At 63.2% G+C, this 19,998-nt stretch carries 13 protein-coding genes; 5 read left to right on the top strand and 8 right to left on the bottom strand.

The window, feature by feature from the left end:
* Window positions 1-224: 224 nt before the first annotated feature.
* The 5 genes from tssK (at window position 225) to tagH (ending at window position 9,106) form a co-directional block, all read left to right on the top strand.
* Window positions 225-1,556 (top strand): type VI secretion system baseplate subunit TssK, encoded by a 1,332-nt coding sequence (gene tssK, locus HDIA_RS11750; protein WP_099556336.1) that lies wholly within the window; start codon window positions 225-227, stop codon window positions 1,554-1,556.
* A complete protein-coding gene (gene tssL, locus HDIA_RS11745) occupies window positions 1,553-3,121 on the top strand; it encodes a type VI secretion system protein TssL, long form (protein WP_099556335.1) in 1,569 nt (522 codons plus the stop codon). The genes tssK and tssL overlap by 4 nt, the downstream gene beginning before the upstream one ends.
* A 65-nt stretch (window positions 3,122-3,186) precedes the next feature.
* Window positions 3,187-6,747 carry a type VI secretion system membrane subunit TssM gene (tssM, locus tag HDIA_RS11740; protein WP_099556334.1) on the top strand — a complete coding sequence of 1,187 codons (3,561 nt, stop codon included), beginning with the start codon at window positions 3,187-3,189 and terminating at the stop codon, window positions 6,745-6,747.
* A 2-nt stretch (window positions 6,748-6,749) separates the two neighbouring features.
* Window positions 6,750-7,433 carry a type VI secretion system-associated protein TagF gene (tagF, locus tag HDIA_RS11735; RefSeq protein WP_099556333.1) on the top strand — a complete coding sequence of 228 codons (684 nt, stop codon included), beginning with the start codon at window positions 6,750-6,752 and terminating at the stop codon, window positions 7,431-7,433.
* Between the two features lie 221 nt (window positions 7,434-7,654).
* The gene (gene tagH, locus HDIA_RS11730) at window positions 7,655-9,106 is read left to right on the top strand and encodes a type VI secretion system-associated FHA domain protein TagH (RefSeq protein ID WP_099556332.1); all 1,452 of its coding nucleotides are present in this window, start codon (window positions 7,655-7,657) and stop codon (window positions 9,104-9,106) included.
* Window positions 9,107-9,122: 16 nt separating this feature from the next.
* Here the strand turns inward: tagH and tssH are convergent, their stop codons facing one another.
* The 8 genes from tssH to HDIA_RS11690 all read right to left on the bottom strand — a co-directional run bounded on the left by tssH (window position 9,123) and on the right by HDIA_RS11690 (window position 19,742).
* Window positions 9,123-11,804, bottom strand: coding sequence for a type VI secretion system ATPase TssH (gene tssH, locus HDIA_RS11725; RefSeq protein WP_099556331.1), 2,682 nt, complete (start codon window positions 11,802-11,804; stop codon window positions 9,123-9,125).
* A complete protein-coding gene (gene tssG, locus HDIA_RS11720; RefSeq protein WP_099556330.1) occupies window positions 11,801-12,814 on the bottom strand; it encodes a type VI secretion system baseplate subunit TssG in 1,014 nt (337 codons plus the stop codon). The genes tssH and tssG overlap by 4 nt, the downstream gene beginning before the upstream one ends.
* Window positions 12,811-14,763, bottom strand: a complete 1,953-nt coding sequence (tssF, locus tag HDIA_RS11715) for a type VI secretion system baseplate subunit TssF (protein ID WP_099556329.1) — start codon at window positions 14,761-14,763, stop codon at window positions 12,811-12,813. The genes tssG and tssF overlap by 4 nt, the downstream gene beginning before the upstream one ends.
* Window positions 14,760-15,149 (bottom strand): type VI secretion system baseplate subunit TssE, encoded by a 390-nt coding sequence (locus HDIA_RS11710; RefSeq protein WP_157775530.1) that lies wholly within the window; start codon window positions 15,147-15,149, stop codon window positions 14,760-14,762. Before HDIA_RS11710 ends, tssF begins: the two co-directional genes overlap by 4 nt.
* Before the next feature lie 350 nt (window positions 15,150-15,499).
* On the bottom strand, window positions 15,500-15,985 hold the full coding sequence (locus tag HDIA_RS11705) for an Hcp family type VI secretion system effector (protein WP_099556327.1): 486 nt from the start codon (window positions 15,983-15,985) through the stop codon (window positions 15,500-15,502).
* A 128-nt stretch (window positions 15,986-16,113) separates the two neighbouring features.
* Entirely contained in the window at window positions 16,114-17,601 is a 1,488-nt protein-coding gene (tssC, locus tag HDIA_RS11700; protein WP_099556326.1) for a type VI secretion system contractile sheath large subunit, read from the bottom strand.
* Between the two features lie 74 nt (window positions 17,602-17,675).
* Window positions 17,676-18,197 (bottom strand): type VI secretion system contractile sheath small subunit, encoded by a 522-nt coding sequence (gene tssB, locus HDIA_RS11695; protein WP_099556325.1) that lies wholly within the window; start codon window positions 18,195-18,197, stop codon window positions 17,676-17,678.
* Window positions 18,198-18,428: 231 nt separating this feature from the next.
* On the bottom strand, window positions 18,429-19,742 hold the full coding sequence (locus tag HDIA_RS11690; protein ID WP_157775527.1) for a type VI secretion system protein TssA: 1,314 nt from the start codon (window positions 19,740-19,742) through the stop codon (window positions 18,429-18,431).
* Window positions 19,743-19,998 lie beyond the last annotated feature (256 nt).

Here is a 19,998-nt window from a genome sequence, read left to right as displayed (position 1 = left end):
CACCGAAGATCTTCGTGCTTTTGCACCAAAGCCTTGGCCGGAGTGCCACCACCCACATTCTTCCTCAGTCCCGACTGGACGCGCCCTGCAATCGAACGGGCGTCAATCGGTCTGGATCGCCGCCAGTTGAAGAAGTTCGGACGCATTTCACCGGCCAGTCTTCGTGTATTTCAGTATGTCAGGTCCATTCTCGGCATTGTCAGTCCCGAAAGGTGTTTTTCTCGATGTCCTGGTACAGCAAGGTTGTCTGGTCGGAGGGATTGTTTCTTCGGCAGCATCATCTCCAGCAGAACGACCGTTACCTCGAGCATCAGATCGACTTGCGGACACGGCAGATGTCCCCCTACCCGTGGGGCTTCGCCGAGATCAGCTATGACCGCGACCTTGCCCAGCAGAACAAGTTCGCGCTGAGGAGCGCCAGTGGCATTTTTCAGGACGGCACGCCGTTCGACCTTCCCTCTACCTCTCCCCTTCCCGAGCCGATCGACATTCCCGAAGGCGCCGATCAGCTGACGGTCTACCTGACCTTGCCGGTGGCGAGCGCGAACATGCGCGAGATCGACATGGCGGAATCGCTGCACGGCAGCCGCTATGTCCGCGATGTGGAGCCTCTCATCGATTCGGCCTCGCAGATGCAGGTCGAGGAGACCATCGAAGTCGCTCATCCGCGGCTGGCCTACGACCTGCGCAAGTCGCCCAAACCCGGCTTCCATTGCCTTGCCGTGGCGCGCATCATCGACGTTCGCGACAATACGTTCCTGACCGACGACCGTTTCGCGCCGCCGATGCTGGCCTGCCACGGGCATCCGGTCGTCTCCGGCTGGATCGAGCGCGTGATCGGCTGGGTCGACGTGCGACTGCAGGAACTCTCGCGCTATGCGGCCGATGCCAGTTCCGGCGGCGGCCTGCAGACCTTCGACTATTTCATGCTGCAGTTGCTCAATCGGCAGATCAACGTGCTGAAGCACCTGAGGCGATCGAAATACGTCCATCCGGAACAGCTCTACGTCGAGCTGCTCGGTCTGGCCGGCGAGCTTGCGACCTTCACGACATCGCGCCTTGCGGCGGAATATCCGCCCTACGACCACGACAACCTGCTGCAGACCTTCGAGCCGCTGCTGTCCGATATCCAGCGTTTCCTCAGCATCGACGTCGGCCGGGCCATCCGCCTCGACCTCACGCAGATGGCGGCGAACGCCTATGTGGCCCAGGTCGTGGATCGCAGCCTCTTCGCCAACGCGACCTTCGTCCTCGAGGTTTCGGCGAACATGCCGCTGCGCGACATCCAGATGCAGATACCGGATCTGTGCAAGGTCGGCCCCAAGAGCCGGATGCGCGAGATCGTCCTTTCGAACCTGCCCGGCATCCAGCTCGTCCAGATGCCAACGCCGCCGCGGCAGATCCGCGTGCTGACCAACCATGTCTACTTCTACCTCGACAAATCGTCCCCGCTCTGGCCCGAATTCAGTGCGGCCGCGAGCATCGGAATACATTTCTCTGGAGAATGGCCGAACCTTGAACTCGACTTGTGGGCCATCTTGGAAGAACAGCGATGAGCAAGCAGGACGACCCGTTCTCTTCGAAGAGCAATCGTACCGTCATCATCCCCAATCCAGGTGGATTGAAGCCGCCGGGCGCTCCGGGAGGTAGGTCTGCGGGGGCGCCGTCGTCCGCGCCGCCGCCGGAACGGCGTCCCCTGTTCCGGCCTCTGGACTTTTCCGACAAGGGCGCTCCGCAGCCGGACGCGCAGCCGCCCTCCCCGGCAGCCCCGTCAATGCCGGCGGACGAAGCCTGGATGCAGCCGCAGGTTCGGGCCGCCACACCCGAGCCTGCGCGCGCCAGCGCACCGGTGCCGCCCGCCGAGCGGATCCCGCTGCAAGCCGTCATCCGCGCCATCAATCCCGATATTTCCGCTGCCAACCCGATGCTCGCAGCGGCCGGTCCACTTCTTTCGCTGCTCGGCCGCCTGCCCCTGATGATCTTCGATCTGCAGCTCGACCCGCTGATGAACCACGTCGGTCATGCGATCGAATCCTTCGACCAGCGGGTCGCCGCCTCGGGGTATTCGCAGGAGCAGGCGAAGATCGGCAAATACGCCTTGTGTGCACTCGCCGACGACATTGTCCAGAACATGCCTGCCGATGGCCGTCAGGCATGGATGCAGTTCAGCATGGAGGCGCGCTATTTCGGCACGCGTAACAGCGGCGTCGGGTTCTTCGAGCATCTGAAGCGGCTGCGCGTCAATCCGTCGAGCAATTACGACCTGCTGGAGTTGATGCACGCCTGCCTGTCGCTCGGCTTCCAGGGACAGTATCGCCGGTCGGGCCGCGGGCAAGCGGAACTGGAGGCCGTTCGCAGCGACGTCTATCAGGCGCTGCGACACCTCAAGGCCCGCGACGACGGCGACATTTCTCCGCGCTGGCGCGGTCTCACCCTGAAGGCGGGACAGAGCGAGACGCGGATTCCGCTTTGGGTGGCGGCAAGCCTTGCCGGCGTTGTTCTCGTCTCGACCTTCTTCCTGTTCCGCTTTCTGCTGGACGACGACAGTCGGGCGCTCGCGGCGGATCTGAAGCAACTCGTTCCGGACGGGCAAGTCACCATCCAGCGCGATGCGATCACGCCGGCTGTCGAAGAGGTGACGCCCATCGCTCCGCCAACGCCGCCAATCCCGACGCAGCTTGAACGCATCCGAGCGGGACTTGCCAAGGAAATCGATGCCGGCGAGATGACGGTCGACCTGGACCGGGGCCAGATCGTCATCAACGTCAACAACGTCCTGCTCTTTGCCGGCGGCAAGTCCGACGTGCGTCCCGAATTCCTGCCTCTTGCCGAGCGGATCGGCGCGGCGCTCGACAAGGAACCGGGCGAAATCCTGATCATCGGCCACACGGACAATGTCCCGGTCCGGCCAACGGCTCGCTACAAGTCCAACCTGGACCTCTCACGGATGCGGGCCGAGTCTGTCAAACAGGTCCTGGAAGCGAAGATTTCCGATCCCTCGCGCATCAAGATCGAGGGCCGAGGCGATCTGGAACCGGTCGCCGACAATTCGACACCCGAAGGGCGGGCCCAGAACAGGCGTGTCGAAGTCAGAATTCCGCGCGAGGAATCGTTGCGCTGACGACTGCACTCTGACGAGCACGTGGGCCGCACCGAAGAAGAGACAACAATCGAGTCGGGGGACACATGAAGAAGTGGCTGAAACCATTGATGATTGTGCTGGGGCTTGTCGCCTTTGCCGCAGTCGTCTGGTTCGCCGGTCCTTTCATCGGATTCGGAGAGGCGCATCCTTTCGAGTCCGTCCTGGTCCGTTCGCTGGTCATTGCCGTCGCCGTTTTTCTTATCGGCGGGCTTTATGCCTATGGCTGGTGGAAGCGGCGCAAGGCAGCGCAGGCGCTCGAAGAGGCCGTTGCCGAGCCGGTCGACAGCGAAGGCGACATGCTGGCCGGGCGGATGAACGACGCGCTTACCACCTTGAAGCAGGCGAGCGGCAAGCGCGGCTATCTCTACGAACTGCCCTGGTATGTCATCATCGGTCCGCCGGGCGCCGGCAAGACCACCGCCCTCGTCAATTCCGGCTTGAAGTTTCCGCTGCGCACCGGTTCCGGACCGATGGCCATCGAGGGCGTCGGCGGCACGCGCTACTGCGACTGGTGGTTTACGGACGAGGCGGTGCTAATCGATACGGCGGGCCGCTATACGACGCAGGATTCCGATGCCTCCCGCGATGCCAAGGGGTGGCTCTCCTTCCTTCGCCTCCTGAAGCGCAACCGCCCCAAGCAGCCGATCAACGGCGCGATCGTCGCGATCAGCCTGAAAGACCTGATGACGCTGAGCAACAGCGAGATCGCCGAGCATGCCAACGCCATCCGCAAGCGTCTACTGGAGCTGCACTCGGAGTTGAAGGTCGATTTTCCGGTCTATGCGCTGTTTACGATGGCCGACCTCGTGCCCGGCTTCATGGAGTATTTCGGCAATTTCAGCGAGAGCCGCCGGCGCAAGGTCTGGGGCGCGACATTCCAGGGCGAGGACCGGAAGCGGAACCGGGTCGGCGAGGTGGCCAGCGAATTCGACGCGCTCGTCCACCGGCTGACGGAAGAACTGACCGACCGCCTGCAGGAAGAGGCGGATCCGGCCGCCCGGGCTGCGATCTTCGGCTTCCCCTCCCAGTTCGCGGCGCTGCGCGAGAAGGTCGCCGGCTTTCTCGCCGAGATCTTCGAGCCGAACCGCTACCAGACCAATGCGGCCCTGCGCGGATTCTATTTTTCGTCCGGCACGCAGGAAGGCACGCCGATCGACCAGCTTCTGGGGCGCATGGCGACCGAACTCAACATGACCAGCGCCCATCAGCGGGCGATGTCGTCCAAGGGCCGAAGCTTCTTCCTCCACGATCTGATGCGCAGCGTGATTTTCGAGGAATCCGGCCTCGTCTCGTCGGACAGATCCGCCGTCAGGCGATCGATGCTGCTGCACAACGGCGCGCTGGCTCTTGTCGCGCTCCTGACCGCCGGCATGGTCGGCCTGTGGTGGTGGAGCTTTTCCTCCAACCGCGCCCTCATCGACAATGTCGACGTCGCGGCCAATGATTTCCGCGCGGCAGCGGAAGACGACCTCTCCCAGACGACCGTTTCCGACGGCGATCTCGGCAATATCCCGGATCTGCTCAATCGTCTCGCCACCTTCCCGGTCGGCTATCACAATCGCATGTGGCCTCCCGTTGGGGAGACGTTCGGCCTCAGTCAGCGCGCCGATCTGGAGGCCTCCGCCACCAGCAGCTACCACAAGGCGCTCGAGCGGCTGTTGCGGTCGCGCCTCGTGCTGCGGTTGGAGCGGCAGATCGGCGACAATATCGACAACCCGAATTTTCTCTACGAGGCGCTCAAGGTCTACCTGATGCTTGTTGGCAGTCCCGATGTGCCAAAGGTGGACGACAAGCTGATCATCGCCTGGATGCAGCGGGACTGGGAAGAGTCTGTCTTGCCCGGCGCGGCGAATGCCGGCGTGCGAAAGCAGCTTCTGCAAAATCTTGCCGATATGCTGGAGCTTGGCGCCACGCGGCCGGCGACGCTGCAGCCGCATGCCGATCTCGTGGCGGCGGCGCGCCAGACGCTGAGGCGGCTGAGCCTTGCCGAGCGGGCCTATGCGCTGCTGAAATCCCAGTCTCTCGCCGCGCCGATCGACGATTGGTCGCTGGTCGACAAGGGCGGTCCGGATACGTCCCTCGTCTTCGAGACCGTCGACGGATCCGACATCGGCCAGCTTCAGGTGCCCCGCCTCTTCACCTATTCCGGCTTCCACGACTATTTCCTCACCGAGATGGCGGATGTCGGACAGAGCATTCTCGACGACCAGTGGGTCGTCGGCGACTACGGCGAACAGCAAGCGGTCTTCGATCGCCAGAAGAACCGGCTTGGACGGGATATCCTCGACATCTACGGCAAGGAGTTCATTGCCGCGTGGCAGGCCGTGCTGCAGAATCTTCGGTTGCGGTCCCTGACGGCGGACAAGCCGCTCTATCAGACGCTGAACGCTGTCTCGTCGGTCACGTCGCCGCTTCGCTCGCTGGTGGAATCGGTCTCGCAGGAGACAAAGCTCAACGTCGAACGTCCGGTGCCCGCCGACATCACCGGTGAGGCCAAGGCGGCGCTGGAAGAACAGGCCCTCAGCAGGGTCTACGGGCTGAAGCGTATCGGTCTCGACCTTGCGCTCAAGGCCAAGTCCAACCTGCGTGCGGGGGCCAGCGGCGAGCCCGTCTATGTGCCCGGCGCCGACATCCAGGCCTATTTCGATCCGTTCCACCGTCTGGTGGACGGCGATATCGGCCAGCGGCCCATCGATGTCCTGATCAGCAATCTCAAGGACGTCAACAACATGATGATGACCGCCGCGAACGCGCCGGCCTCCCAGGCCGCGCTCGCCGCCGGAAATCTCCAGACCCAGGTCGGCGGTCTCCGCCAGACCGCGCCGAAATTGCCGGAGCCGTTGAAGTCGATGATCAATTCCGCGGCCCGGGAATTCGAGGGCGATGCGACACGGACGTCGATCAACGATCTCAACCAGGCGCTGACGCGGGATGTGACGCAGGCCTGCCGGCGGGTGGAAAAGCTCTATCCCTTCAATTCGAGCAGCGGCGGAGAAATCTCCTTCGCCGAGTTCGCCCGCCTTTTCGGGCCCAACGGCGCGTTCGACCAGTTTTTCAACGAGCACCTTGCCGTGTTCGCCGACCTTTCGGGGAAGGACTGGGCCTGGCGCTCCGACGATCCGATCGCAAGCCAGCTGTCGCCGAAGGCTATCCGGCAGTTCCAGCAGGCGTCGGAAATCCGCGATGCCTTCTTCAGCGGCGGCAGCCAGACACCGGCCGTTCCGCTCGTGATCAGTGCGGGCAAGATGAGCGACGACATCAACATGGCGGTGCTGACCGTCGACGGTCTCCAGGCCATCGCGATGCATCTCAACAATGCGCCGACCAACGTCATCTGGCCGGCGCCGGGCAGCAACAATGTCGCCGGCGTGCATCTGGAGCCGCAACTGCCGGGCCGGACGAACGACGTCTTCGCACGGCAAGGGCCATGGGCCTTCATGCGGCTCGTGCAGTCGGCGCGGGTGTCGCAAGTGACCGCCTCCGACATGGTCGTGCGCTTCATCGTCGGCGGTCGCCAGGTGTCCTACCGCGTCAACGTGGGCTCGTCGGTCAATCCCTTCACGCTGCGTGCGCTGAAGACGTTCAGCTGCCCGACGGGGTTTTAGGCATGGCGATCGGGCTCTTCGGCAAGCTGCCCGTCAAGCGGGACTTCATTGCCATCAATATTCCGCAGCCGATCCTGGAGCCCTGGGAGAAGTGGCTGCAGCAGGCTGTGGCCGCGAGCCGGCACCAGCTCGGCAATGCCTGGCAGGACCTCTATCTCACCATGCCGATCTGGCGCTTCCGTCTGGGCCGCAAGGTGCTGGGCTCGGCCGCATGCGGCGCGATCATGCCCTCCGTCGACGGCGTCGGCCGCTTCTTTCCGCTTTCGCTTCTTGCCCTTGGCGAAGGCGAACAGGAGTTCGCGCTTCCGATGGCGGACCGGGCCGACGACTGGTTCGAAGCCGCCGAGGCGGCGATGCTGACGGCCCTCGATCAGGAGGCTCCGGCGGGCGGCGAGGCCATTCTGTCCGGCATTCCGTCGCTGCCGCCTCTTGCGCCGGCCTGGCCGCAACTGGCCGATCTCGATCAGCAGTCGGTGCGGGGTGCCCTGCTCGCCGAGGGCGAGGACGTTGAGGAGGTGTTGATGCGCCTGACGCGCGCCGATCATCTTGAGGCCAGCGCCGCGCGGAGCTATTGGTGGAGCAGCGGAGGCGACAGATTTGGGGCGATGGCGTTCTGCTGCAGCGGGCTGCCCGACCCCTATGGCTTCGTCAGCATGATGAACGGAACGGGCCAAAGCGAAGACTGACGGGCCGGATGAGCTTCACTGGACAGGCCGTTTTCCGCCGTATCGTTCTTTTCACGACGTCAACCATGATCACCAATTCCGGTCTGCTGTTGACGCTTCAGCAGTGCGATTGGTGAAATAGATTTTACGGACAGCGATCAAGAATAGCCCGAAGAAGAACGTTTCCGGCTGACGGCATTCCTTCACGGCGGATTTGTTGCCTGCAATAGAGCGCGGAACCGATGAGCATCAGACTGAGGATCGACAATTTCGACACCTTGCCGGATGGTGGTCCGCTCGACTTCACCGCCAATGCGCGGGGATTCGATTTCGGCCGGCAAGCGGGCCTCGACTGGGCGCTGCCCGATCCTCATCGATACATTTCAGGCATCCACGGCGAGGTGCGCTATCGCGACGGCGGCTACTGGCTGACCGACGTCTCGCGCAACGGCACCTACGTCAATGGCGCGCAGGACCGCGTGAAGAGCCCCTACAGGCTGCGCGACGGCGACAAGCTGGTCGTCGGCAACTACGTCATTGCCGTGGAGATCTCCGAGGAGGACAGCGCCGGAGATGCCGGAGGGGACTATGTTCCCTCGGTGGCTCCACCGCCGGGAAGCGCGCATCATGCGGGCGATCTCGACTGGGATTTTGCAGGTCCGGAAGCGGCGCAACCGATGCCGTATCAGCCGATGCCGTATCAGCCAATGCCACAGCCCGCGCAACATCGGCCCATGCCGCCGCCTGTGCAGCCGCAGACGCCCGGCGACGCCCTGAACGATCATCTGGCCTTCGGCAAGCCGATCCCCTCGCCTGCGGCCGAGCCGGCATCCGCAGCCGCACCTGCCGCCGCCCAGGGGTTTGGATGGGATGTCTCACTGCCGCCATCCTCAAAGCCTGCCGGGTCATCGGCAATGCCTTCGCCGGCGATCGACGCAGCGGCGCTTTGGGATGACAAGTCGCTCGGCAGGCCGATGTCCGCGGCGCCGGCCATGCCGATGCCGGCCCGTCCTGTCCCGGTCAATCCCGTGCCTGTGGAGTCGGCCGCGGTCGAGCCCCCCGGGCGGCCCCTGCCCGCCGCGCCGCCGCCGGCGATACGACCGGGATCAGCCGGTTCCGCGAACCGCTCCGGCTCGGATTTCATCGCGGTCTTTTGCCAGAGCGCCGGAATTCCTCCCGACGTCTTTGCATCGCGCGAGCCCGACGACGTCGCCAGAGAACTGGGCGAGGCCTTCGCGGTGATGACCAACCGCATGATCGCGCTGCTGCGCGCCCGCGCGGCGGCAAAGACCGTGGTCAAGAGTTCGTCGCGGACCATGGTGCGGCCGACCGACAACAATGCGCTCAAGTTCTCGCCGGACGCGGCCTTTGCGTTCAAGCTGATGTTCGGGCTGGAGTCGCGTGCCTATCTCGGCCTCGTCGACAGCTTCAACGAAGGCTTCTCCGATATCGAGAAGCACGAGTTCGCCACCTTCGAGGCGATGCAGAAGGCGCTTGCCCGGTTGCTGGAAGATGTGGCGCCGGACGCGATCGAGCAGGACGTGCAGGCCTCGACCTTCGCCAACAAGAAGGCCAAGGCGTGGGAGCTTTTCGTCAGCCGATGGGAAGCCAAGAGCGAAATGGGCGACAACGGCATCCTCGATGCCTATCTCGCCTACTTCCGCGACTTCTATGACGAGTCGAACGGCCGTTGAGACCGTTCGATAGCGGTCAGGCAACCTCGTAGGTGAAGGCGCCGTCGTCGGCCATGCCTACGTGGATGCTTTCGAATTCTTCCTTTTCCAGCGATTTCGCCAGAATGCGCCGCGCAAGCTGCGGCAGCAGCGTGTTGGTGATGATGTTGTCGATCATGCGTCCGCCGGAGTCGGGGTCGTTGCACTGGCTGACGATATGGTCGACGACCGTATCGTCATAGACGAACCCGGCGGAATGATTGTCCGCCACCCGCTTGCCTATGCGGTTGAGTTGCAGGCGGACGATGCCGGACAGCATGTCCTGTGACAGCGGGAAATACGGGATCGTGACGATGCGCCCGATCAGCGCGGGCGGGAAGACCTCCAGCAGATAGGGGCGCAGCGCCGCGTTGAGCTCTTCCGGCTCCGGCCGCGTCTCGCCGGCCTCGGCCATATGCATGATCACCTCGGTGCCGACATTGGAGGTGAGGATGATCAGCGTGTTCTTGAAGTCGATCAGCCGGCCGGTGCCGTCCTCCATCTGGCCCTTATCGAAGACCTGGAAGAACATCTCGTGGACGTCGGGATGCGCCTTCTCGACCTCGTCGAGTAGCACGACGCTGTAGGGCTTGCGGCGCACAGCCTCGGTCAGCCGCCCTCCTTCGCCATAACCGACGTAGCCGGGAGGCGCGCCCTTCAGGGTGGAGACCGTGTGTGCCTCCTGAAACTCCGACATGTTGATCGTGATGACGTTCTGTTCGCCGCCATAGAGCGCCTCGGCGAGCGCGAGCGCCGTCTCGGTCTTGCCGACGCCGGACGGACCGCAGAGCATGAAAACGCCAATCGGCTTGTTCGGGTTGTCGAGCTTGGCGCGGTTCGTCTCGATGCGCTTGGCAATCATCTCAAGGCCATGCGACTGGCCGACAACGCGCTTGCCGAGGATTTCCGGCAGGCGCATCACGGCCTCGACCTCATCCATGGCCATGCGCCCGACGGGGATGCCGGTCCAGTCGGAAACGACGGAGGCGACGGCCTGATCGTCGACATGCGGATAGATCATGCGCGTTTCCGGCGAGATGGTGCCGAGTTCCGTCACGCGGGCCTTCAGATCGGACAGGGAAACGGCCGGCGCGGGCTGCTCCTCGGTCTCTTCGTCGGCGGCACCGTCCTTTGCCCGGGCGGCGGCGATCGATTCCCGCATTTGCAGGATCTCGGTGACGATTGCCCGTTCCTTCTCCCAGTGGCTCTCCAGTTCCTTCAACGAATTTTCCGCGTCTTCGATCTCCTGCGAAAGGACAGCGATCCGGCTCTCGTCGGCGCCGCCGATGTCGCTTTCGCGTTCCTGCGCTTCGCGTTCCTTCGTCTTGGCGCGGATGCGCTCGCGCAGGTCCTCGATTGCGGCCGGCGTCGTGCTCTGGCTGATGGCAACGCGGGCACAGGCCGTATCCAGCAGGCTGACGGCCTTGTCCGGCAGTTGCCGCGCAGGGATGTAGCGGTGGGACAGCTGCACCGCCGCGACGATCGCCTCGTCGGAGATGCGCACGTTGTGATGCTTTTCCATTGGCCCCAGAATGCCGCGCAGCATGTTGCAGCAAACCTCGACGGACGGCTCGCCCACCTGAACCGGCTGGAAGCGCCGCGTCAGCGCCGGGTCCTTCTCGAAATACTGGCGATATTCGGACCATGTCGTCGCGCCGATGGTGCGAAGCGTGCCGCGCGCCAAGGCTGGCTTCAGCAGATTCGCCGCATCGCCCGTCCCCTGCGCCCCGCCGGCGCCGATCAGCGTGTGGGCCTCGTCGATGAACAGGATGATCGGAACCGGTGAGGCCTGGACCTCGTCGATGACCTGGCGCAGGCGCTGTTCGAATTCGCCCTTCATCGAGGCACCGGCCTGGAGCAGGCCGACATCGAGCACGTAGAGCTTCACGCCCTGGAGCTTGGGCGGCACGTCGCCGGACGCAAGGCGCTGGGCAAAGCCCTCCACCACCGCCGTCTTGCCGACGCCCGCCTCGCCGACGAGGATCGGATTGTTCTGCCGCCTGCGCATGAGCACGTCGATCAGTTGGCGGATTTCCTCGTCGCGGCCGACGATCGCATCCATCTCGCCCTTGGCAGCAACGCCCGTCCAGTCCTGGCAGAAGCGGTCGAGGGCTGTCGTTCCGCGCGCGCCGGGGGCTGCGGCGGTTGCGTCGCCGGACGGCTGTCCGGCCAGTCCGGAGCCGTCCATGGGGCGCAGGTTGTCTTCCTTGGAGCCGGCCCAGATTTTCCCCGCGCCCTCGGCCAGCTTGTCGGCATCGATGGTCAGGAAGGACTTGGATATCTGCCCGAGGGCACGGCGAAGGTCGGTGGACTTCAGGGCTGCGACGAGAAGATGGCCGCTGCGGATCTGGGTCTCGCCGAAGAGCAGGGTCGCATAGTGCCAACCGCGGTCGAGCAGATCGGCGATCTGGTTGGAAACGCCGGGCATCTCCGTCTCGTTCTTGCGGAAGCCGCCGACGATATCGGTGAGGTCCTTCAGCAGCGTTGCCCGATCGACCTTGAAATGATCGAGCGACAGCACGAAGTCGGACTCGTCCTCCTGCACGAGCTGCAAAAGCCAGTGGGCCAGTTCGATGTTGCGGTTCCCCGCGCCTTTCGCCAGGCGAAATGCTTTCAGGAAGGCGTCGTAGCCGACCCGGTTGAGCTTGCCGGTGACGGTCTCCAGACTGATCTCGCTCATGCGCGCATTCCCCCCGTTTCCGCGCGCGCATGCGGCTGAAAGCGCGCATCGCGGCGATAGACCGTTTCGTCGGCCTTGCTGTCCGGTGCGACCCAGGCGGTCCAGCCCAGGCGCCCGCTCTTTCCGAGCACGGTGGCCGGCGCCAGTGTCTGGCGCAGGGCAAGCTCGACCTCGTATTCGAACCGAAATCCGATGTAGTGAAAGACCAGATCGGCAAAGGCGTCATAGTTGGCGCCGGACGGCAGGAACGACAGATACTGCTCCAGATCCTTTGCCCGGATCGAAATGCGGAACTTGTCGTTGATGCTGTGGACGCGGCAGCCGATCAGCGCATTGACCCCAAGCTGGCCGCCGTTGCGGCCGAGGCTGAGGCGGTCCTCCGGTTCGAACATCAGCCAGGTCCCGATCCGCTCCTCGATCTCGACGTCGACGTCAAACAGGCCCTGGATGAGGGACGACAGGCGGGACGCGCTCTTGACCGCCGAGCCAGTGAGGCCGGCGTATTCGAGCTTGGCCAGATCGGGCAGATCGCCGCGATCGGAGAGAGCGGGTGTTCCGATGCCGATCGTCGAGCCGACAAAGGATCTGAAACGGTCGTCTGTCGGCCGGTCATACTGTGCCGAGGGCCGGGCGTCGGACCAGACACGGAAGAAGAGCTGCAGGAACCGGGTGTTGAAGATATCCAGGAACCGGGCAAAGGCCGGGTCGTTCTGCAGCCACCAGGAATAAGCCTCCGCCGTCATCGACAGGGGCATGGCGCCTTGCGGTCCGAGCAGTCCCAGAAAGCGGACGATCAGCCGGAGCCTGCCGTGCTTGTCGTAGTCCACGGAGGAGATGTTCGAGCTGGCAAACTCGAAATAGGGATCCTGGCCGAGGCTGACGATTTCCTCGGCGAGTGTCGCGTTGTCGCCGATGCGGGGTTTGCCCGGATAGCTGCGCTCGATCAGCCGCAGCACGGCCAACAGGTCGTGGCCGGCAGGATTGTCGATGAGGTCGCTTTCGAGGGTCACAGGACGCCTCTCATGCCGTTACGCGGCTCCCAGCGCATGATCACGCCGCGTTGCAGGGAGCGGATCACGGTCTGGGTAAAGCTGTTGATCGAAGTATATTCCTGGAAGAACTGGTCGAGGATCATTCCGATCAGGAAGACGCCGCTGCCCTCGAAGGCCTTCTCGTCGAAAGTGAGCGTGACCTCGATGCCGCGGGCGGCGTTGAAGCCACTCGACTGGCGCAGCAGGCGGGTCACCGGCCGGGCGGCAATGCTGACAATGCCGCGCATCTGCCGTTCCGTAGTCGCGTCGGACAGGTCGGCGAAGATCGCCAGCAGTTCGCGCAAGGCCCCTGCCCCGTCCTTTGCCGAGCGGTCCACCAGTCCGAGGTGATTGAAGCTCAGCGCGTTGATCAGCTTCCATAGAACCGCGCCGGACGGTTCGTCGGTCTTTCGGTGCCGCTCGATATAGGAGAGCGACTCCCGCGGCGCGGTCGGCTTGACGATGCAATTGAGCGGCAGGGTCGTGTTGTCGACCAGATAGAAATCGGCCCCGGATTCCCCGGTGGGCAGGAATTCCGGCAGATGACGGTTCGAACAGATCGCCCGGGCGCTGATTTCCTTGATCTTCTCCAACGACTTGAGGCCGGTCGGCTCGGTCAGGGACAGGAACGTCTCGGTGCCGATATAGCGGGCGACCATGCCGGTCCGCCGTTCGCCGCTGCCTCTGCGGCGCGGCAGGCGGCGCAGCGAATAATAGAGGACCTCGTCGACGGGATTGGCCGTCGGCGGCGCCGAATAGAGCTGGTAGACGGGCACGCGCCGGTCGGCGGTCTGGTAATGGGCGTGAATGTCGAGGACGCGGTGGATCTCGAAGTCGATGGGCCGGCTGCGCTCGGGGATGAGGTGAAGCTCGTGGTCGGCATCGCGCACGGGAACGCGGCTGCACTGCAACTCGAACAGGTTGACCACCGGCACCGCGTAGAGTCGGAAACAGTCCTCGTTGACGATCGAGGCAAGGCGCGGGACGCTTTCGCTGAACTCGAACAGAATGTCGACCGACGCCGCTGGAATCCGGCTGAAGATCCGGTCGAGACCGACGAGGCGAAAGCCGAGGAACTTCTCCGGCATGACGAAGAATTCCTTCAGCAGCCGAAAGCCGGAGAAGGATTGATGGTTGGACGGGAAAAGCCGCTCCTCATCGGACATGCCGATGCGCTGGAGCATTTGCGCCGGAGCGCGCAGGAAATGCGGTTCGCCATTCCCGTCGAGATAGCGGAACGTGATGCCCCGGCATCGCGCGAACAGTTGTTCGAGGATGACCACGGCATCGGACGTGCTTGCCCGCAGGTAGACGGGCAGCTCGGCGATGGCGCATCCCGACAGCGGAAACTTCGCGTCGTCCTTCGCCTCGCGCTCCTGCCCCACAGGCGTGGAGCGCCGCCGCAACGTGATGGCCAGTCCGGCGGCCGTCTCGCGGTCGGCGTCGAGCTTCAGTTCCTGGAGCGGTGTCGCGGTCTGGAAGTAATGGGCGCGCTCCAGATGCAGCGGCCAGACCCGGAGATCGTGCGCAAGCCGGAACCGGCAGGAGATCCGCCGCGAGCGTTCGACATAGGTGGCATCGACGTAGGAGCCCGCCTTGAAGACCGGGCCCTTGGCGAGATTCTGATCCTCGAAGGCTGGCTTTGCCTCGATGATGGACGCTGACGGGACAGGCGACAGGAGATCGGGAACAACACGGTCGAGGAGCGCTTCGGCGAAGGTGCCGAATTCGCTCTTGATCTTGAGCTGGACCCGCGCGGCGAGGAAGGCGCAGCCTTCCAGAAGACCGGCGATGGCGGGATCCGTGCTGCCTTCGACAAGGCCGCCCAGCCGTTCCGCGACGCCTGGAAATTCCTCCGCGAATTCTCCGGCGCGCTCGTAGAGGAGTTTCAATTCGCGGTCGTAGAGTTCCAGAAACTCCCGATTCATCGCACCGCCGTCGCACTGGAGATGTGAATCTTGCCTGCCCCGACATCGATGTCGGCGACAAACTCAAGCGGTATGTCGTAGGGCGTGCTGATGAGGTCGGCCTCGACATGCAGGCGGACGGTCTGATTGCGGTCGTCGATGTCCGGCGTCTCGCGCACGGTGATCGACCCCGGGCGCAACCGCGGTTCATATGCAGAGAGTGTCTGGACCAGTCTCTGGCGTATCTTTTCCAGAGAACCCGCATCCTCTCCAAGCCGGGCCAAAGATGGCGCGCCATAGTTCAGAACAGATTTGCGGACGTTGGGAAAGTCGCCAAGGGGCGAGATCGCGTCGAAATTGACTGTGTTGATCAGCGCCGCCAGATCCTTCATCAGGTCGTCGCGCAATTCCCGTTCGTCGGGGCGACGCGCGTCCTGCGACCAGCGACCGCGAATGATCTTTTCGCCGCCTTCCCGGGCGCTATCCATCTTGCGGGAATCCCTCGCCGAGAAGGCCTTGCGAAACGCCATCATCAACGGCGGAGCAGAAGAGGCCGGCCTGTCTTCCATCGGAAGCCTCGGGACGTTCGGATTCGATTATTGCCGGGGCGATGCGCCCCGGCAGGAGGATGATGCGAACACGACAGTCTCACCTGCGGGCCGACGGCCGGCGGCTCCGGCCGGCCGTGCGCTGGCGATAGGCATCGCGGCATCGGTCACGGTCGCCGGCACCGAAAAATGCCGATCACCCCCGCGAACTACAATGCGACATTGGCCTGAATGTCCCAGGCAAATTCGGGCTTGGCGCCTTCGCCGCCCGCCTCGGTCTGCTCGGTGTACTTGAGCTTGACCTTGGCAAATCCCAGGGAGATCGTCTCTGTCAGGCGATCCTCTCCACCCGAGCCACCTGTGCTGTAGCTCGTGATGATGACGTCGGTCAGTTTGACAACAAGATAATCCAGCGGTTTCTTGCCGCCAGCCTTGCGAACGACGAGCTCGGCATCGGGAAAATGCTTGCCGCTGGCGCCGTTCATCATGATCGGCGGCGAGGACATGTCGATATATTTCGTAATGGAGAGATCCTGGAAATTGGCCTTTCCGGAGCCGCCGCCGCCGCCATACTGGAACGAGCCTGCCTGCGACAGCCCCCAGCTCCAGGCCAACACGTCGATCCATTTCTTATGTTTTTCGTCTTTCGACTCGCCATCCACATCGCCAAGCTTCAAGAAAATATCGACGGCCATTGCCTATCTCCCTCTGAATTCTAGATCGGATTCAACAGTTTGCCCCGATTGTGCGTCGAGCTGCGCAACTCGGTTTTCCGGCCCGCCGCTTCCTCCGGCGGCGGGTCAGTTCGCGGTTTCGTCTGTTGTCAGGACTGCGGCAGTCGCGACACCAGACTGAGGCTGATATCCATTCCTTCCAGCTGATAGTGCGGCCGCAGGCTGAAGGTCGCGGAATAGTAGCCCGGATCCTCCTCGTTCTCGACGACGGTCACCTTGGCGGCGGCCAGGGGCCTGCGCGCCTTGGCCGCCTCGGAGACCATGCCCGGGTTCGGCTCGATGTAGCCGCTGATCCAGTCCTGGAGCCACATCTCCAGCTCCGGGCCTTCCTTCGTGCTGCCAACCTTGTCGCGCACCATGCACTTGAGATAGTGGGCGAAACGGCTGACCGCGAACATGTAGGGAATGCGCGAGGACAACTTGTCGGACGCCGTGTCCTCCGCCGTCCGGTAGGTCTTGGGCTTGTAGACGGACTGGGCGCCAATGAAGGTCGCCTGGTCCGTGTTCTTGCGATGGATCAGCGGTAACAGGCCGGCGTTGGAGAGTTCGGCCTCGCGCCGATCGGTGATTGCGATTTCGGTCGGGCACTTCAGGTCGATGTCGCCATCGTCCGTCGGGAAGGTGTGCGTCGGCAGATTTTCCACCGTGCCGCCCGTTTCCACGCCGCGAATCTGCACCGTCCAGCCGCTCTCCTTGTAGGCGCGGTTGATGTTCGTCGCCATGGCATAGGCGGCGTTCATCCAGCCGTATTTCTCGCCCGTATGGCCGTCGGTCTCCTCCTCGAAGGCGAATTCTTCGACCGGATTGGTCTTGGCGCCGTAAGGGGTGCGCGACAGCACGCGCGGCATGCAAAGCGCCAGATAGCGGGCATCCTCGGAATCGCGCAGCGATTTCCAGGCGGCATATTCCGGCGTGTCGAAGAGCTTGCTGACATCGCGGGGGTTCATGAGTTCCGTCCAGGAATCCATGCCCATCAGCGAAGGGGCGGCCGCGGCGAAGAAGGGCGCGTGCGCGGTTGCCGCGATCTTTCCCATGTCGCGCATAAGCTGAATGTCGGGCGGCGAGTGATCGAAATAATAGTCGCCGATCAGGCAGCCGTAGGGCTGGCCGCCCATCGAGCCGAACTCTTCCTCGTAGATCTTCTTGAAGACTGGGCTCTGATCGAAGCGGGCCGCGGGGTAGCGGCTGAGTTCGCGGCGAAGCTCGTCCTTGCCGACATTCAAGACCCGGATTTTCAGCGTCGCGTCGGTCTCCGAATTCATCACAAGATGATTGAGTCCGCGCCAGGCGCTTTCCAGGCTCTGGAATTCGGGCGCGTGGATAACCTCGTTCAGCTGCTCGCTCAGCATCCTATCCAGCCGCGCGATCATTTCATCGAGCGTATCGACGACCTCGCCCTTCACCAGGGTATCGTCCTGCAGCGCCTGCTCCACCAGCGTATTGATCGCGGCCTCGACCTCAGTGGCCTGGCGCTCGCTGCGCGGCTTGAAGGTGCCTTTCAGCACCGACGCGAATTCGTCCGGATCTCGGGTCGTCTCTGCGGTCGTGGCCGCAGTCCCTTGCACTTCCGTCGCCATGTTCGCCCTCTTCTCAATTCTGTCGCTTCGACATGGGCCTGCCGCCACGGATTACCGGGCCGGCCTCTTTGCCATCATTCCCCGTCTTCGACCGGCGCAGCGGTCTTCGCCCTGTCGCTCAGCGCGCGCAGCAGGTCCTTATCGCTCAGGAGTTCCTGCAGCTTCTGCTCGGCCTGGACCTTGCCGTCCATGTATCTCTGGAGATGCGCGAGCTGCTCGCGGGCGGCCAGCAATTTGGCGAGGGACGGAATCTGCCGGGCAACCGCTGCGGGCTCCAGATCGGCCATCTTCTCGAATTTCAGCTTCACGGAAAGCTTGTCGCCGCCATCGCCGCCGAGCTTGTTGGCCACCTTGAAGGTGGTGCCGGGCTGAACGCTCTTCATGTAGTCGTCGATGTTGTCCATATCGACGTTGGAAAGCTTGCGGTCCGCGATCGGTGGCTTCTCGACCTCGGATGCATTTCCAGACAGATCGGAAAGAACGCCCATGATGAACGGCAGTTCGATCTGGCGGTCACCCTCTTCCGGCCCCTTGTAGGAAATCTGTACGCGAGGTGGACGATTGCGCTTGATGAATTCCTGGCTCCCCTTGGCCATTCTACTTCTCCCCGCTGGTCATGCCGATGCGATGCCGAATGGATCGCCCTGATTTCGTCGGATCATATTCCGAGAGATTGCCTTCACCTCCAAGACATTCGACAACGGCCATCGAATGATCGTTTCTGTTTTCTTAATCTGGAGTGCCGGAAGCGCGGCTTCGGAAACTTAAAAGAAAGACGTCGTAAAAAATCAAAACAGACATCGAATTAAATGGTTGGCCGGACTATACTACTCCCGCAGCAATTCTGCCAGTATTGATTTGAACTCCTGCCCCGTGAAGCCTCGCGCCTTGGCGAGAAGCATCGGCACCGGGCTCGACGGCTCGGCCGCGCGAAAATATGTCTCGACGGTTTTCATCAGTGCCAGCACCTCCGCTCGCGAGTTGGCGCTGTAGATTCGCGGTTCCACGTCCGCCGTCTCCGGCAATGCTTCTCCGGCAATTTTTTCGGTCAACTCACGCAGACGCGCGATATCGAGTTGCAGCTCGCTGCCGTCGCCCAGCCGGATCTTTGTCTGCTCGATGGCGTCCGGCATGAGCGCCGTCAGAGCCTCGATGAGCGGCCGTCCGATCAGATCAGCTGCCTGATGCGTGAGGAGCAGCGCCGGATTGGACGGTTCCCTCGTTGCAAAGTAGTCGACGACGGCCTTCATCGCCGACTTGGCATCGGCCAACGACGCGATGTCGCCGACTGGAGGCGCGGCAGAAACTGATGCAGGGGCCGGCTGGCCGGATGCCGCCGCTTCGTCGCCGCCGGCTGGTGCCCCATCCGTCGGCTCCGCGCCCTCCGGGACGATTTCGCCGGGCTGATCCGGGATTGTCTGGTGTTGCTCGATCAGCAGCACGATCTTGCTCAGGACGTCGACGATCTTGTCGAAATTGGGCGCCGTCGCGGGGCCTGCCGCGGCGAGGAAGATGTTGTAGATGGATTTCAGGCTGGCGATCAGTTCGAGCGCCGTCGCCCTCGATTCAAGCAGCGCGTCGCGATTGTCCGACGAGGCAAGCGCCGTCTGGAGCGCGCCGGCGTCGAGGACGCTTTCATCCTCCTTGGGCCTGGCTGCGCCGGAGGCAAAAAGCTCATAGCGCAGGTAGATCGGTCCGGCGCGATTGTCACGGCAAAGGACCGCGTATTGCAGCGGCATGACCGTCGTTCGAGGGTCTTCCAGCATGCCGATGGCGCCGGCGCGTTCGGCGAAGTCATCCTCCGGCGAACTCGGGTGCACGCTCTCCCAATGCTCCTTCAGGAGCATGTCGATGGCCTGGATGCTCTCCGAAAAGGCCTTGAGGTTTCCGGCGACGGCCTGGATGCGAGCTTCGAGGCTGAGGAGCCGAAGATCCTTCGTTTCCTGCAGAAATTCGCCGATCTTTGCCACGTGACCGCGCACATCGATCGCCTTGCGATCGATGTCGAAGAATGACCTGACATCGAGCGTGGCGGTCAGAAGCGCGAGGAACTGGCTGAACTCCGGATCGCCTTGCGCGGCGAGATCCGGGCCACAAGGCGCGCCTGCCGAAATCGGCTCTGTGATGGTCGCGTAGCGCATCGGGAATTGAGCACCCTGTGAAGAAATCGCCGGAGACCGATTTCGATTCGAAATATATTCTTTTGATTCAGTGCAAGGCAGGCTCCATTGGAACAGTCTCGCTGTCAATATTCGGGCACGAAATGAGTTAAATACCCGTTCCACCGATCTGGAAAGACGGCTCAGGACCGGAAAACGCCGCGTCGATCCGGAAATATTTGTGAAGGCAGTGTCATGATACGCGAAATTCGGAGACCTGTTGCCGAAGCTCTTGTTA

Origin of the sequence: Hartmannibacter diazotrophicus (assembly GCF_900231165.1) — a bacterium.
Lineage (GTDB): Bacteria > Pseudomonadota > Alphaproteobacteria > Rhizobiales > Pleomorphomonadaceae > Hartmannibacter > Hartmannibacter diazotrophicus.
Note: the sequence above shows the minus strand (reverse complement) of the source record. Positions and strands in the feature narration are given on the sequence as shown.

Excerpts from the sequence above, each read along its gene's own strand:
- tssK (WP_099556336.1), top strand. The coding sequence starts at position 225 with ATGTCCTGGTACAGCAAGGTTGTCTGGTCGGAGGGATTGTTTCTTCGG.
- tssL (WP_099556335.1), top strand. The coding sequence starts at position 1,553 with ATGAGCAAGCAGGACGACCCGTTCTCTTCGAAGAGCAATCGTACCGTC.
- tssM (WP_099556334.1), top strand. The coding sequence starts at position 3,187 with ATGAAGAAGTGGCTGAAACCATTGATGATTGTGCTGGGGCTTGTCGCC.
- tagF (WP_099556333.1), top strand. The coding sequence starts at position 6,750 with ATGGCGATCGGGCTCTTCGGCAAGCTGCCCGTCAAGCGGGACTTCATT.
- tagH (WP_099556332.1), top strand. The coding sequence starts at position 7,655 with ATGAGCATCAGACTGAGGATCGACAATTTCGACACCTTGCCGGATGGT.
- tssH (WP_099556331.1), bottom strand. The coding sequence starts at position 11,804 with ATGAGCGAGATCAGTCTGGAGACCGTCACCGGCAAGCTCAACCGGGTC.
- tssF (WP_099556329.1), bottom strand. The coding sequence starts at position 14,763 with ATGAATCGGGAGTTTCTGGAACTCTACGACCGCGAATTGAAACTCCTC.
- HDIA_RS11705 (WP_099556327.1), bottom strand. The coding sequence starts at position 15,985 with ATGGCCGTCGATATTTTCTTGAAGCTTGGCGATGTGGATGGCGAGTCG.
- tssC (WP_099556326.1), bottom strand. The coding sequence starts at position 17,601 with ATGGCGACGGAAGTGCAAGGGACTGCGGCCACGACCGCAGAGACGACC.
- tssB (WP_099556325.1), bottom strand. The coding sequence starts at position 18,197 with ATGGCCAAGGGGAGCCAGGAATTCATCAAGCGCAATCGTCCACCTCGC.
- HDIA_RS11690 (WP_157775527.1), bottom strand. The coding sequence starts at position 19,742 with ATGCGCTACGCGACCATCACAGAGCCGATTTCGGCAGGCGCGCCTTGT.